The 14,460-nt window shown below is 61.2% G+C and carries 18 protein-coding genes; 4 read left to right on the plus strand and 14 right to left on the minus strand.

Features of this window, described 5'->3' with window-relative positions; genetic code table 11:
• Positions 1-28: 28 nt before the first annotated feature.
• Positions 29-235, plus strand: a complete 207-nt coding sequence (locus JRZ79_RS24115; RefSeq protein WP_205252790.1) for a heavy-metal-associated domain-containing protein — start codon at positions 29-31, stop codon at positions 233-235.
• On the opposite strand, the gene JRZ79_RS24120 is transcribed toward JRZ79_RS24115, so the two are convergent.
• A complete protein-coding gene (locus JRZ79_RS24120) occupies positions 232-2,508 on the minus strand; it encodes a cation-translocating P-type ATPase (protein ID WP_205252791.1) in 2,277 nt (758 codons plus the stop codon). The two genes, JRZ79_RS24115 and JRZ79_RS24120, sit on opposite strands and share 4 nt — an antisense overlap.
• Positions 2,509-2,639: 131 nt before the next feature.
• On the opposite strand from JRZ79_RS24120, the gene JRZ79_RS24125 reads away from it, so the two are divergent.
• A complete protein-coding gene (locus JRZ79_RS24125; RefSeq protein WP_205252792.1) occupies positions 2,640-3,194 on the plus strand; it encodes a winged helix-turn-helix domain-containing protein in 555 nt (184 codons plus the stop codon).
• A 3-nt stretch (positions 3,195-3,197) separates the two neighbouring features.
• Here JRZ79_RS24125 and merA read toward each other — a convergent pair whose 3' ends face one another.
• Positions 3,198-4,652, minus strand: a complete 1,455-nt coding sequence (merA, locus tag JRZ79_RS24130; protein ID WP_205252793.1) for a mercury(II) reductase — start codon at positions 4,650-4,652, stop codon at positions 3,198-3,200.
• A gap of 78 nt (positions 4,653-4,730) precedes the next feature.
• Here merA and JRZ79_RS24135 point away from each other — a divergent pair, with 78 nt between their 5' ends.
• Both JRZ79_RS24135 and JRZ79_RS24140 read left to right on the plus strand, forming a co-directional pair.
• On the plus strand, positions 4,731-5,075 hold the full coding sequence (locus tag JRZ79_RS24135) for a helix-turn-helix domain-containing protein (protein WP_205252794.1): 345 nt from the start codon (positions 4,731-4,733) through the stop codon (positions 5,073-5,075).
• Between the two features lie 101 nt (positions 5,076-5,176).
• Positions 5,177-5,731, plus strand: a complete 555-nt coding sequence (locus tag JRZ79_RS24140) for a peroxiredoxin (protein WP_205252795.1) — start codon at positions 5,177-5,179, stop codon at positions 5,729-5,731.
• Between the two features lie 42 nt (positions 5,732-5,773).
• Here the strand turns inward: JRZ79_RS24140 and JRZ79_RS24145 are convergent, their stop codons facing one another.
• From JRZ79_RS24145 to JRZ79_RS24195, 12 genes are all read right to left on the minus strand, one after another.
• Positions 5,774-6,934 (minus strand): hypothetical protein, encoded by a 1,161-nt coding sequence (locus JRZ79_RS24145; protein WP_231546370.1) that lies wholly within the window; start codon positions 6,932-6,934, stop codon positions 5,774-5,776.
• 166 nt (positions 6,935-7,100) lie between these two features.
• Positions 7,101-7,643, minus strand: coding sequence for a hypothetical protein (locus JRZ79_RS24150; RefSeq protein WP_205252797.1), 543 nt, complete (start codon positions 7,641-7,643; stop codon positions 7,101-7,103).
• Positions 7,640-8,305: a hypothetical protein gene (locus JRZ79_RS24155; RefSeq protein ID WP_231546371.1), complete on the minus strand. Its 666-nt coding sequence runs from the start codon at positions 8,303-8,305 to the stop codon at positions 7,640-7,642. Before JRZ79_RS24155 ends, JRZ79_RS24150 begins: the two co-directional genes overlap by 4 nt.
• Positions 8,302-8,433: a hypothetical protein gene (locus JRZ79_RS26155; protein ID WP_269751353.1), complete on the minus strand. Its 132-nt coding sequence runs from the start codon at positions 8,431-8,433 to the stop codon at positions 8,302-8,304. The genes JRZ79_RS24155 and JRZ79_RS26155 overlap by 4 nt, the downstream gene beginning before the upstream one ends.
• Positions 8,433-9,119, minus strand: a complete 687-nt coding sequence (locus tag JRZ79_RS24160) for a DUF6166 domain-containing protein (protein WP_205252799.1) — start codon at positions 9,117-9,119, stop codon at positions 8,433-8,435. Before JRZ79_RS24160 ends, JRZ79_RS26155 begins: the two co-directional genes overlap by 1 nt.
• Before the next feature lie 77 nt (positions 9,120-9,196).
• Positions 9,197-9,715, minus strand: coding sequence for a DUF6166 domain-containing protein (locus tag JRZ79_RS24165; RefSeq protein ID WP_231546372.1), 519 nt, complete (start codon positions 9,713-9,715; stop codon positions 9,197-9,199).
• 552 nt (positions 9,716-10,267) lie between these two features.
• Positions 10,268-11,137 carry a hypothetical protein gene (locus JRZ79_RS24170; protein WP_205252801.1) on the minus strand — a complete coding sequence of 290 codons (870 nt, stop codon included), beginning with the start codon at positions 11,135-11,137 and terminating at the stop codon, positions 10,268-10,270.
• A complete protein-coding gene (locus tag JRZ79_RS24175) occupies positions 11,134-12,084 on the minus strand; it encodes a MarR family transcriptional regulator (protein ID WP_205252802.1) in 951 nt (316 codons plus the stop codon). The genes JRZ79_RS24170 and JRZ79_RS24175 overlap by 4 nt, the downstream gene beginning before the upstream one ends.
• A gap of 61 nt (positions 12,085-12,145) precedes the next feature.
• A complete protein-coding gene (locus JRZ79_RS24180) occupies positions 12,146-12,715 on the minus strand; it encodes a hypothetical protein (RefSeq protein ID WP_205252803.1) in 570 nt (189 codons plus the stop codon).
• Between the two features lie 82 nt (positions 12,716-12,797).
• Positions 12,798-13,193, minus strand: coding sequence for a hypothetical protein (locus JRZ79_RS24185; protein ID WP_092817773.1), 396 nt, complete (start codon positions 13,191-13,193; stop codon positions 12,798-12,800).
• 78 nt (positions 13,194-13,271) lie between these two features.
• Entirely contained in the window at positions 13,272-13,637 is a 366-nt protein-coding gene (locus JRZ79_RS24190; protein WP_205252804.1) for a hypothetical protein, read from the minus strand.
• Between the two features lie 3 nt (positions 13,638-13,640).
• On the minus strand, positions 13,641-14,132 hold the full coding sequence (locus JRZ79_RS24195; RefSeq protein ID WP_205252859.1) for a hypothetical protein: 492 nt from the start codon (positions 14,130-14,132) through the stop codon (positions 13,641-13,643).
• Between the last annotated feature and the right edge of the window lie 328 nt (positions 14,133-14,460).

A 14,460-nucleotide genomic window follows, 5' to 3' on the forward strand; every position in this document is an offset into this window, starting at 1 on the left:
CATCCCCAGCGAGTGTTTACAGGCCCGTATGGAGCGAAAGACTATCTCAGTCACCGGGATGTCGTGCAACGGGTGCGAACAGAACGTGGAGACCGCCCTGCGAAACCTCGATGGTGTGAATCGGGTTGAGGCCGACCACGAAGCTGACACGGTCGACGTGGTCCTTGAGGATGGAGTCGCAGACGACGATGTGAACGGGGCAATCGAACAGGCTGGCTACGACGTAGTGGCTTAATCGGCCGTCACTCGACCGTCTTCCCGCTCGCCGTCGGTACGTTCTTTTAGAGCGAATTCGGTGTTGACACCCTCGCCGGAGAGGAGTTGACCAGCGAAGCTGTTGGCGAGGACGGCTGAGACGGACAGCACCATTGCGAGCATCGCGAACACCGGGTGAACGAGCCCCGTGGTCGCGGCGGCGACGCCGACGCCGTTGAAGGCGAACGCCGTCGCGAGATTCTGACGGGTCTTCCGGTAGCTCTCTTTCCCGATCTCGTAGGCGTCCATCACGCCACCAAGCCGGTCACCCATCAGGACGATATCCGCCGACTCGATGGCGATGTCGGTCCCAGCGCCGATGGCAATCCCAATATCCGCCTGCGTGAGTGCGGGGGCGTCGTTGATGCCGTCGCCGACCATCGCAACGCGGTGGCCGGCTTCCTGCAGGCGACCGATCTCCTCGCGTTTCTCGTCGGGCAACACGTCGGCCATGACGCGGTCGATGCCAACCTCCTCGGCGACCGCCTGTGCGGTACGTTCGTTGTCGCCGGTGATCATCACGGGCGTGATGCCGGCGTCTCGCATCCGCTGTATGGTCGCAACGGCGTCGCTCTTGACCTCGTCACCGATACCAATCAGACCGAGTAGGTCACCGCCACGGACGACCCCAGAGACGGTGAGGCCGCGGCTTTGGAGTCGCTCAATGTCGTCGCCCCCTTTCGACAGGTCAATTCCCTCGTCGCTAAGCCATCCCGGTTTCCCGACCAGCACGCCGTCGCTGGCCACGGTTGCCCGGACGCCCTTGCCGGTCACGGAGTCGAAGGCGTCGGGATCTGCGTACTCGACATCTTGCTCGTCAGCGAACTCGAGGATCGCATCAGCGAGAGGATGCTCGGAGAAGGCCTCTGCACTGGCCGCAGTCGTGAGTACATCCACCTCGTCGGTGTCGAACGCGACGACCTCACTGACGGCGGGTTCGCCGACGGTGATGGTGCCAGTTTTGTCCAGCACGATGTGGTCGACGTCGGGAAAGATCTGGAAGGCGTCGCCGGAGCGCATCAGAATGCCGCGGTTCGCGGCCTTTCCGCCGCCCCGGATGAGGGCGAGCGGCGTCGCCATCCCGAGCGCACACGGATAGCCGAGGACGAGGACGGCCAGCGCCGCGAAGGCCCCGCGCTGGACGTTCGGACCTCCGCCCCACGCGAGCGGTGCGATCACCCAGAAGAGGAACGAGAAAGCAGCGATCGTCAAGACGCCCGGCACGAAGTACTTGAGGACGCGGTCGGCGAGCTGAATGATGCCGGGTTTCATCGCCTGCGCCTCCTCAATCTCGCGGGCCACCTGGTTCAGGAACGCGTCCTCGCCGGTTGCAGTTACCTCGATGAGCAGCGTCCCGGTCTCGTTGACGCTGCCGCCGATCACCTCGTCGCCTTCGGCCTTCTCCTCGGGGATGGACTCGCCGGTGGCAACCGACTCGTCGACTGTGGATTTACCCTCGACGACCTCGCCGTCGACGGGGATGTTCTCGCCGGGCTTGATCCGGACCTGATCACCGATGTCGAGGTCGTCGACCGGGACCTCCTCGACGTTACCGTCATCACCGATACGGCGTGCCGTATCGGGCTGGAGGTCGAGAAGGCCTTGGACGGCTTGGGAAGCCCGTGTACGGACGATGAGGCTGGTGTACTCCGAGAGGATGTGGTAGGTGGTGATGAACAGGGAGACGGCGAAGAAGTGGACGGTCGGGAAGCTCGGGAAGACGAACAGGCCAAGCAGTCCGCCGACGAGCCCGGCGAACGCGCCCGCTTCCAGGAGCACGTGCTGATTGAAGATCCCCCGGCGCAGGCTCTGGAACGCCTTCTGTTTGATATACCGTCCGGGGCCCAACATCGTCCCGAGCGCCAGCCCCAGCGTCACCAGATCCATCGCGAGCGATGCCGACTCGAAGCGTCCCTTCACGAGAATCATCCACCCCATCAGGGCAGCGACTACCATAGATGCACCGCCGGCGAGGAGGAGGCTTCGCTTCCCGTCGGCGAGTTCGGCCTGCTGTTGCTCGTACCGCTTCGCCTTGTCCGGGTCGCGGATGGTGTACCCGAGATCCCGGAGCGTGTCCTTCACCTCGACCTCACTCAGCAGGTCGTCGTCGTATTCGACGAGAACTTCCTCGTGGGCGAGGCTCACGTCGACGTCTTCGACGCCGTCGGTCCGGCTGTAGGCCTTTTTGATGCTTTCGGCACAGAACGAGCAGGACATCCCCCCGACGTTGAATTGTTCGTGTGTCGTTCCCATCTTGCCTGTTGGTTATCGTGCGACGCGGATAACCATTACGACAAAAGTTATAGCGGTTTCGAGATACTAATACTGCTGTCGGGAGAGTGGCGTCACTCTTACTATTGTCGTCCGCTTATGTCGTCACAAGAATGGCGCTCCTCGAATCTGATGTGCCGATTCGTGAAGTCGTGACGACGGATCCGGAGAAAGCGAAGGCACTGGAGAACGACGTTCGGGCGAAGATCCTCGATATGCTCGCGACCGATGAAATGACGATCGAGGAGATCCACGACGAGTTGCACCGTCGCGGCGAGGAGAAGGCCGAGACGACAGTGCGTCACCATGTGAACGTCCTGAAGGATGCGGGGATGGTGGAAATCGCTCGTCTGGAAGAGGCTGGTGGAGGGACACGGAAGTACTACAAGTCGAACACGCGAGTCTTCTCCTACGATCTTCCGGAAGGCGCCGACAATAACCTCGCGCAGGCGCAGTCTACCGCGTCCGAAGAATTGACTGCCCTCATCGAGACGTTGTATGCGGACCACGGTACCGAGATTGAGGCGGTTGCCCGCGAAATGAAGCCTTGCGAGTACTGCGACACCCAGCATTACGAGGAGTTCATCGTTCGCGAACTCCTGAACCGTGCCCTCATCGAATTAGGCGAGAGCGGCACGCTCGACGATGTGTTCTCGACCGAGGACTGACGCTCACTCGATACAGCAGCTCATCGTCGATGTGTCCCTACGGAACGCCTGGCAGGCGTGTTTGAACGCCTCGCTGAACGTCGGGAACGGGTGGACGGTGTCGATGATGTCGTCGACAGTCAGTCCGAACTTCACCGCCAGCGTGGCTTCCATGATCATGTCGGCGGCACGCGGCCCGACCATGTGGACGCCGACGATCTCGTCGGTTTCGTGGTGCTTCACCACCTGGACGAGTCCATCCGTGTTCTTGACGGCCTTTGCCCGAGGGACATCTTCCATCTGAACCGTCCGGCAGGAACAGGTACCGTGTTCGTCCATATATTCGCGTTCAGTTGTCCCAACGGCTGCTACCTCGGGACTGGTGAACACAACTGCTGGCACTACGTCGTAGTCGATGCTGACCCCCTCGTCCCCGAAGGCGTTCTTGACGGCGTGATTGCCCTCCTTGGCGGCGACCGTCTCCAGTTCGGGCTCGCCGATCACGTCCCCCGCCGCGTAGATGTCGGAATTGGTCGTCTGGAAATGCTCGTCGACGCGAATCGCCCCATCGGATTCGGTCTCGATGCCGACTGCTTCCAAGCCGATGTCCTCGTTGTTGGGCTGGACGCCGGTCGCGACGAATAACGCCTCGGCGGTGAACGCTTGCTTCTCGCCCTCGATGACAGTCTCCACCGCGACGCCCTTCTGACCAGGGTCAGCACCACTGTCGGTAGCCACATCCTGAACCTGCTGGAAGTCGTTACTGGTCACGACGTCGATTCCTTCCTCGTTGAAGGCTCGTTGCATCTCCCGGCCAAGCTGACCTTCCATATCTGAGAGCACGTGATCGGAGCGCTGGAGAACCGTCACGTCGACGCCGACGCGGTGCAGGATCTGGCCCCACTCCAGCGCGATGTACCCGCCACCGAGCATCACCATGCTCTCGGGGAGGTCGCGCTCCTCGAGGATGGTCTCGCTGGTGTAGTAGTCAACGTCGTCGAGGCCGTCAATGGGCGGCGCCCACGGTGAACTGCCGGTCGCGACGAGCGCTTTCTCCCCAGTGATGCGCGCGCCCTCGTCGGCGCCGTCGACGACCTCGATGGTCGTATCGTCGACCAGCTGGCCGTACCCCTCGTAGATGTCGGTCTCGAAGTGCTCAGCGACGTCGACGTAGTTCTCCTGCCGGAACCGTTCGATGAGTTCGCCGGTGCCGTCGAGGGCGTCGGCCCAGTCGACAGTCGGCTCTTCGGGATATGTGACGGCGTCGAAGGGGTTCTCCGACGCTGCAGCACTACTCTCGGCGACGGCGAGCAGATGCTTACTCGGGACACAGCCGACGTTCACGCACGTCCCGCCGATGGGCAAGCCCGTATTCACCATCGCCGTCGAGAGGTCCCGCCGGCTTGCTTCAGTGATCGCGGCGAAGGCTGCGGCGCCCCCACCGAGAATCACGAGATCATAGTCGGAGGTGTGAGTCATCTATACCGATACTTTACGACAGGAAGTTCTTATACTCCAGAGTCCGAAGCTATGGAGTAGGTTGGAGGCCACGAAGCTATGGCAGATACTACTTCATCGGCGCCCGCGTGCGATATCGACGGGACGTGCTACTGCCCGCTCACAGGAGTTATCGACACGTTGAGCCGAAAATACGCGATGCAACTCGTCAGCATCATCGGCGCACACGACTCACTGCGGTTCGCGGAGATCGAAGACCACCTTCCGACAGCGAGCACGTCGACAATCTCGAAACGCCTCGACGAGTTCGAGGAAGCAGGACTCGTCTCACGGACGCAGTACAACGAAATTCCGCCACGCGTCGAATACACGCTAACTGATGAGGGGGATGAGATTCGTTCGAGATTAGAACCCCTTCTTGAGTGGGCGACGGCGAACTCCTGACGTACGGACTCCAGTGAATTTCATCCCACATCTGAGGCTCCTCCATTCAGGTGGGGGTGTTAGCCCCAAGACTATCCTTTCTTCGTGTGCTACTGTGACGCATGATAAACAAGGGAGCGTCTGCACCGTCATTTACTCTTCCAGGTCTCCGTGACGGAGAACAAACCGAGTACAGCCTGGATGAGACAACTGCGGATGATCGGGCTGCGTTGCTGGTATTTTACCCGTTTGATTTCAGTCCTGTTTGTACAAACGAACTGTGTGCGATTCGCGATGCAGAGTGGTTTCAGCTGACGCCGGCGCTCGATGTCTGGGCAATTTCAGGTGACAGCGTCTACGCCCATCGAGCATTCGCCGAGGAATACGGCCTCAATTTCCCGCTACTTAGTGATAGTTCCGGGCGGGTTGCCGAGTCGTATGATGTCTGTTATGACGAATGGGAGAACCACGAGCGCGTCCCGCAGCGTGCCGTGTTCCTTATCGACTCCGAGCAAACGATTCGATACGCCTGGGCGACAGAAGATGCACTCGAGAAGCCGGATTTCTTCCCTGTCAAAGACGCTCTTGAGACGCTGGAAGCGGAACGCGATGAACTCGGTCCTGAGGATGTCGAATTAGTAGTCGAATATAACGAGGAACCGGAACCTCTCACGTAAACTGCTATTTGAGGATCGTTTCAGTGAACGCCGCTCCGACAATCAGCTCATCGCGTCCTGGAACCGCTCACGAAGCGCGTCCTCACGCTCCTCGAACTGGTCGACCTTCTCCTGTAGATCGTCGCTGACGCGCTCGATGCTCGCGAGCGCCCGCTCGCCGGCGAGCGACGCCTGCGACCCGTCGTCGCCGTCCGCCTCCAGCTCCTCCTCGTAGGATCGCTCGACCCGCTCGATGGTACCCTCGGGGTTGAACAGGATGTCGTTGGCCGTGCGAACGTAGCCGTCCAGCGACGCACCCTCCTTGCCTTGGAAGAAGTGGGTGAGCGCGTATGTCGCGCCGGAGTGCAGTGTCCACATATCGATTTCGAACGGCGACGCTGCGTTCGCCTCGGCATCTTCGGCAGCACGCTCTGCGAGATAGTCCGGGAATCCTAGCAGGCTGTAAAACTCGGTGACGGTGAACGGGAGCTCCGAGAAGTCGAGGTCGATGTCCTGGGCGTCCCGGATGAACTCGAAGAGGTCGTCGGCGACGAGTTCGACCTGTGCGAGGATCTCCTCCCACCAGGTCCGGAAGTTCCGCACGTCGCCGACATGCTTGATGACCTCCTTGTCGGTGAGCGAGCGCATCGTATTCGAACAGTACCCGTCCTGGGCGAACCCCTCCACGTAGACGGCGTGCTCGCCGAAGAAGTCGTACCCCGACGTGACGCCCATCGTGATCGGGTCCGACCGGCCAGGGAAGCGCACCTCGAGGCCGTCGAACATGATGTCCATGTGGACCTCGCCGCCGCCCCGGTAGCGCCGGATTTCCCCGAACATCACGTCACCCAGCGGCGTCCCCTCGATGGTCTCCTCGCGGAGGACCTCCTCCAGCGGCCCGTAGATGTCGACCGGGTTGATGATCGCGTAGCTGTCAGTCGGAATGTGAAATAGTGGATCGGTCTCGGCGTTGTCCTCTCGGGCCTGCGAGCGAGCGCGACTTGGCTCGACGAGCGCGTTGAACCGCTCCGTCTCGACCCACTCGTCGGTGTAGGGGTTCTGGTACGCCACGGTCGTCTCGACGGCCTGCGGGAGGTCACGGATCGCCTCCGCGAAGGTCACGGCGTCGTCGCTCCCGTGACGCTGATGGTACCACTCGGGCAGTTCGGTGTTGGTACGTCCATCGACGCCAGCGAAGATGGTTCTCGACTCTGGGTCTTTCATTGTAGTCACCTCGACGCAGGAACGCTCATCGACGGCTGCCTGCATCGTCTCGCGCCCTGCGCCCCTCTGCCGGGCGCAACAACAACACCACGTTAACCAACACTGACCTAGGAAGGGGCTGTCTGTTGGTTAATCGAACCACCGTCGGGAAACTGCCGCACTGTCGTTACTCGGTGCTGGAGCGGCGTAGCCGAACCTGCTCCGGGTTCGGAACCCAGGGATGGTCCTCCCAGCAGTGAAGGGCGTGAGCACGGGGCGACTCGAACTCGGCTCCGCAGGATCCACACTCGTAGACATCGTCGGGCCAGGGCTCACTAACGTACATCGCTGTCACCATCGTCCCAACCGGCTCGGGAGCTCCTCTTCGCTGAACGTACCGGTAGCCGCGAACCGTCCGTTGACGGATCGCAGTCTGGGCGATCTCGGCGGGTTTGCCGTCGGGGAGATACACCCAGCGAACGAAGTCGTCGACCGACTCCTTGGCCGAGGGCTGGAGGATGAACCACCGCTCGTGGGCATCCCGGAACAGGTAGCGTTCAGTTCCCCTGTTTTGGAGGAACACTGGGTCACCCTGGCCGGGGATGAGTCGCAGCCCCTGGGCCGGTGATATCGGGTCCAACAGTCGCTCGACTACAGATGGATCGCGCTCCGGCTGGTTGTCCGAGTTTTCCTCTGCTGTGAACTCATCGAGACGGGCATTCGTAGTCACGGAGCCCACCGTCCGAGTGGGGACTGTTTCCGCTCAGACTCATCAGGAACTTCACAGAGGAACCGCCACTTTGGTCGCTCTCGGATTTGCTTGTCGGGTCGGTTACCTGCCTGTCCGGGTTCCGTTTTCCCGGCACAGTGCCAGCCCTTGTCTCTGAGCGCTTTAATCATCGAGCCGTCGAAGTCAGCTCGCACGAACGTCAGCAGAAGGCGAACGCCTCGCCGCCGGCCGTGCCGACGCACGAACCGCTCCATCGACCGAGCGAGGGCGGCGGAGGCAAGATTCGGGAAATCGACGCCGATGCAGATCCGTGCCGCCTCGACGATCTCGTCACCCTCGTATCGCGTCCCGTCGTACTCCAAGGAGCGAATCAGCGGATAGCGCCACGTAATCGCACCCAGTAGCTGGTCCTGGTAACAGAGTCCGTGATGGACGAGGTTCGTCCGCGGGACACTGTCCATATAGGAATGATGGGCTTCGTAGATTGCGCCGGCGACGTGCCGCGGGATCGATTCGATATGGACGCGCTCTGCGAACCGCAACCCGAGTGGCGCCGTGACCGGCTGGCCGTCGCGATGAATGGGACATGAGCACCCCTCGGGAGTGCGCGTGTACTGGAAGCCGGTACTCCGCCGCTGGTCGGGAGAACGTGTCTGAGTCACGAGTCGGTGCCGTCAGTCTGCTCTTGCCGGTCGTTGTACCGTTCCAGTTCGCGACCGATTTTCTCGATCGCCTTGACCCCGCGTTCGATCAGCTGGTGGGTGGCTCGTGACAGCCGAAGCGTCTCCATCAGCACTCCTCCTCCGGTGGCTCGATTAGGTCGTTGCTCTCGTCGACGAGGGCACGGATGGCCCGCTCGACATCGACATCGTCCGGTACCGTCCGGCTCGCCAGGGGTGCCGGATAGGCGCGATCGCCCTGACTGCAGAGGACGGCCAGCCAGCCGTCGCCTCCCTCCCCGAGCACGATGTAGTGGTCGCGATCAGCGCGCTGGAAGATCCGCCGGTCGGGGCGGGTGACCGTTCGCCAGTTCTCGGGGAGCGTCGGTGATGGTTCCCCGCCGTCGGGAAGGGCGACGATGTCGTCGGTGATTGTCGCCATTGCGGTGTCGATCTCTTCGCCGGTGAGGTGCCAGCACGCCGCCGGACCGTCACACTCGAGCTGGCTGATCACGCGATTCCGGAACGCGATGTAGTGTTCTCTCGCGACCTGGGCATCGTTGTAGTAGTCGAGGAGGAGCCCGCAGGCGAGCTGTGCGGGCCCGCTTCCAGTATATCCCCACTCGAAGCCTGTCGGGCTGTGGTTGACCAGATCGAGACTCCGATCAGGAGTGAGACGCTGGTGTTCGGAGAGATTCAGAACGACGGCTTGGCCGTCGACGCGAAAGCCGACGTATTCGACGGAGTCGTCGCGACGGTTAGCGAGCGCTTCTGCCTGGACTACGTTCGCCGTGGGGCGTCGTGCGTTTCCGTTCATCGGTACGTCGCGGGGTGGTGACCCCCGCACCCCTCTCGGGGGTTCTACAAACAGATCCGGAAACGCCCTCGCCGTCCCTACTGGCTAGCTGCGGGGAACTCGAAGCCGCCGGTGTCGGTGCTTGATTCCTCCGAGTCGGTAGCTTCTGGTTGGACTGCCCGGCGGGTCTCCTCCAGTTCCTCGCGGCGATCGTCGGCGCTCTGGTGGACGCTGATGCCGTGCTTCTCGCAGAGTGCTCGCTCGACCGTGAAGATCATCTCGTCGAAATCGACCGCCGTGATGTCGACGTCCTCCGGTGACGGCGTCTCATCAGCGACGTCGATGTCCCGCGACCAGGTATCGGCTGAAATGTCGCTGGTCGGAAGCCGCCACTCGTCGCCTTTGAGCTCTTCACGCAGGTACTGCGCGAATTCCTTGTAGTGATCGAGCGCGATGTTCTTCGTCGCTGAATCGGCCAGCAGCGCGATGGCGAGCTGATCGATGCGGGCTGCATCGGCCTCCGGTCCCCAGTCGAACCCACCAGGGGCGCGGCGCAGAACGTGGAGATGCTTGTCCAGCACATCGCCATCGGGCGTGTACACTAGCTGTCCACCCATACGGCGTTCGCCGCGGTATGCTCGGCCGCCGGTCATCGGAACTCACCCCCCCGATGGTCCAAGCCTCGTGGTCGCGTCGGAGGTTGGTCAGGCCGGGAATCCCACGGCCGACGGGCGGTATCTGGACTGCGTCCAGCTCCCTGATTGCTCGCGCTCGCGGCCCCGGTTGGTTGAGGGCCAACGTACATCGGCTTTCGCGCTTGGCTCCGCTCCGTGACGACCTCCCGATGGAGCATCGTACAGAGCTCCATGACGCTCTCGGCGAGGTCGAATGCCGCCGCCCGCGACCGGAGGTCGTGCTGGCTGAAGAGGATCGTCCCATCAGCTCGGTCGACCCGGACCAGCCAGTCCGAGGGTTGCTGGACGTGGCAGAGGACGGACTTCGAGAACTCGTATGCGAAGACGAAGTGCTCGTCGTCTGTTCGGCGATACAGCCACCAGTGGTCAGGTGCGATTTCGCTGTCGCTTGCAGAACTCATCGATGACCCGGGACGGTCGTGCGTCCCGCACCCCTGCGGGACGGGAAAACAAACCCGGAGTCCGAGTGCCGTCTTATCGAAGTCGAATCGTATCCCCGTCGCGCTCGAGAACCTGCTTTGCAACGAGTCGCTCAATCGCGTCGTCGACGGCATCTTCCTGGTCGTCCGACAGCGCCCGCACATTCGCGAGGACTCGCTCCCGGACTGCTTCGAGGTTGTCGACGCCGTCGTCGACCGCTCCCAGAACAGTGTATTCGATCTCGAATTCCGTTGCAAATTTTTCGATACGGGACGTGAATGTGTTCGGCAGTCCCGAGAGCGAGTTTACCGCCATCTCGACCGTGAACAGCGGATGTGAACGATCACGGATTTGTTGTGCTTCAGTCGTGCCAGTGTTGAATGGTCGCTGTTCGTCGATCTCGGTCAGAATCGATTCGTAGTCCAGCCCACGCTGGGCGTATTTCCGCATATCTTCGATGTCGCGGCGCCGGCCACTCGCGAGGTCACCGCCGGAGACTGCTTTCAGCAGGAACATATCCTCATCCGAGAGGATGAATGCGGTTACGCAACGCCCGGTCCAGAACTCTTCGGCCCGGTCGTGCATTCGGTCGGTGATCCAGACTTTTCCGACGATCTGCCGTTCGAAGAGATCGATCCGAAACCCGCGATCTTCGTGATGTAGTTCGACGGTTTTTCCGACGCCCTCGAACGACTCCGTCGGTTCATCGACAACCGTGAATTCCTGCGACATGAGCGTCTGGAGGACGTGCTCGAACTCGGACACCACACCTACTGCGAGATCGATATCTTCGGTCTGGTCTTTCAATCCACGCACTGTCATCGCAGATCCGCCGAGGAGATACACCGTCACGGACTCCGAGAGCCAACTGTCGAACTCCTCGAGGAACTCTTTGATCGCCTCGCCACCCTTGAATACAGTCATGCGACTCCGTACTGCTCTTTGAGCGCCATAAATTCTGATTCACTTGGAAGGACGACAGGGAGCTCGTCCGAGTCCTCAACCCCTTCCTGCAGTGCCTGGTACATCGCAGCGATCGTGGATTCCAGATCGTACCACGTTGCAGTGTCTGTAAGCGTCTCTTGGTCGATGTCCAACTTTTCGATCAACAGCATTGCATAGCTAACGCGACGGGATTCATTATTGCGGACGAGGGTGTGACACACTACGTCGGCGGGCGTGAGTTCCTCCTCGGGTGCATACCAGAACGCGGGTTCGCCCGCGAGGAAGAACTGTAGCCCGTATTCCTCGAATCGACCGAGTCCAGTAACCTGCCAATCAGGTCTGTCTAGGAGCGTGTCCGTATCCTCGGTGGTCTGCACGCGGACGAGTGCGTGTTTCGGATCGCACCACTCGACAGTCGCACTCGGCGCGATCTCCCGTGCTCGTGACCGGTGCTCGTGGGTCACGACGGCCTGCGCGAACGCCAGCAGCGGCGCGAGGTCCTCACTCACCGCATACTCGGGGCCGGACGGGGACAGCATCGCCCGATGTTTGAGCGGCGACAGCGCCTTGTGAACGCCTTGGCGCGTAATCCCGAGTCGCTCTGCAATCGCGGATACGCGGCGGGGCTTGTCGAGAAACCAGCACACTTGGAGGGTCGCAGGCGAGAGGAGGGCAGCCCAATCAACGTGACTGAGTTCAGACTGCAGCGTCCGGTACGCTTCAATGACCGGGTGGTCGGCGACACGGACGTGCCGCTGGTTGTTGGGGCCACGGCGTTCGACCAAGAGCCCCGCGTCCAGCAAGTCATCGAGCACCTCGTAGATGTGTGCCTGTGAATACCCGGTTTCCGTTGCGAGGGCTACTGGCGTCGCCTCGCGACCGGTACTCAGCGCGTCGATCACAGTGAGTCCGGCCTTTGAAATCATCTATGTATACCCTAATACCCACTCGTATAAATACGTTTCTGGATTTAGCTTGACGAAATAGCTATCCAGTAACCAGGTTTGTGAGTGCATCCCCGAGCGACCCGTGGAACTGCCAGCTCGCCCGCTCGAAGGCCTCGTCGGTCGGACCGTCCCAGCGGGGGAACGCGGAGTGACCGCTCACTTTGACTGTCCACTCGGTCGGCTCGTCAAACGGGTTCTCCGTCGGGAGTTCCACGACGTAGAGGTACTCCTCGTCGCCATGGATGCCGTCTGCCGGATTCTCGACGCCGTGGCCCAGCAGGAACAGCGGCTGGTCGAGGTGCTCCATATTGGACGGCTCGAGGAGATCCGCTGGCTGAGCCGCGTCGATCGTTCGCTCTGGGTCCCCGTCCAGATAGAGGTCGACCGTCGAGAGCTTGTCGAGGAACACGAACGTCGCCGCCGTGTACCCCGGTTCGCGCTCGGCCCGGGTCGCATCGAGCAGCTCTTTCAGCTGTGCAAGATCCCGGAGGACGCTGCCCGGGTAGCCATCCGAATGCCGGTACACTTGCGCGACGCGGTCGGCGCCGCCATCTGTCTCACCGGTCTGTTCGACTCGTTGCACGAATCGGAGTTGACTTCGTGTCGACATCGGTACTCGCCGGCGCGTGTGCGCCGGCACCCATCGCCGGCGCAGAAACAACACCACACAGTCGCAGCGGGATTGTAATCCGCTACGCGAGATGTGACACCTCGTCTGGTTCCTCCATGTCGTCGAATTCACCACGCTCGACTGGCTCCCAGTCCTCATCTGGCTTCGGACTCCACCAGTCGACCTCATAGTCGTCTGGGGCACCGAGGACCTTCACCCGCGCCGAGCCGTCAGGCAGGTCACGATGCAGTTTTTTGTCGACGTGAAGGTTCCACGTCGAATCCGTGTTGAAGCAGGCAAGGACGGCCTCCTCGTAGCCTCGATTTTCTCGGGACTCTTGGAGGACGACCTGCGTGTTACAGTTCTTGCAGAACATCCCCTCGAAGGGGATGTGACTGAATCCCTCGTGCCCGCAGACGGGACACCAGAGGAATTCGAACAGTGCTTCGCTGTGACGGTTGATGACTTCCAGACTCATCTGTGAATCTGGCCCGATTGAGACGGGCCACCCCTCTCGGCCCAAAAATAAACGCCCTCGCAGATGCACCCTTATCAATCAGCGCTCGGCGCCGTACACGATTCTCGAGGATGCTTCGTACCCACAGCTCCGACACTCGAACCAGCGCTGAACCTTCGCGCCGTCAGCCGTTTTTCCACCGGTTGCCACGTCGCTGTTCGGACACTCGGGACAGCTCAGCTCGGGCGCTGGCCGGTCACGGAGCTCGTCACGGAACGATTTCGCATCCTTCGTCTCGTACCCCCGCGACCACACCGGGTAGCCGTCGACGAGGATTACGCCACGCCACTTGTAGCGGTACGAGCCCGGTGCTCGGTGTAAGACAGCCCGAGCGCCGGTCTCCGTATTCCGGTATGCGAGTGTGGGCGTGCGGCTCTCGCGCTTCCAATTTGTGATCCGGGACATCTGTTAGAAGTGGACGTCGGCGGGCACGATCCAGAGCTCCTCGCTCTCCTCCAGCACTCGATCCAGGTGGTCACGGTGACGGATACCGTTCCCATATTCGTTGTACAGGAATATCGTTGGCCCGTCGTAGGCACCGACCTGGTGGAACGCGTGCCGAGCGAGATCTTCGTCGCGCATGATCTCCTCATCGGAGAGTTCGTCAAGTGCTTCCCTCACCCGTTCGAGATTCCGATCGAACTCCTCTTTCGTCGCCTCCCAGCCACGCTCAAGCAGGTCTTGGCCGTCATCGGAGTCGACGGGCACCGCGGTCGGGAGATCTCCCCATCGCGCCTTCCCCGCAACGGACGTGTCCTCCTCGTCGAAGGTCACATAGTAGTCGAAGACGGCGCCGGCATGTGGGTCCGCGCCGACCAGGCGATCGAACACCGTCTTTCCGGTGACCAGCGCGTCGTCGTGCGTCGATGCCTCTACCAGTGCGTAAATCACCATATGCATCTCGAACACCTCGAAACGCCGACGCATCGGGAGTGATTGCTCGCTCGCTCCTGCTGCGCCGGCACCCATCGCCGGTGCAATAACAAACACGGCTCTCATGAGAACTCATAACTGATGATTGGCATCTGAGGCTGTGTGAATGGCTGAACGTAGTATGAGTGGCTTGAGCTATATTGGGTGTGTGATTGATTAGAACAGAAGGGAACTTTTACGGCTGAATGTGTTTGGAATGAAATGAGGATCGCAACCAAATCGGACTTCTCCTCAACACAGTACTGCTGTTTTCGATTCTAAGTAGTTCCAAATACAAAACCAGATACCTGAAAGC

Origin of the sequence: Halobacterium sp. BOL4-2, from assembly GCF_016917835.2 — an archaeon.
GTDB lineage: Archaea > Halobacteriota > Halobacteria > Halobacteriales > Halobacteriaceae > Halobacterium > Halobacterium salinarum.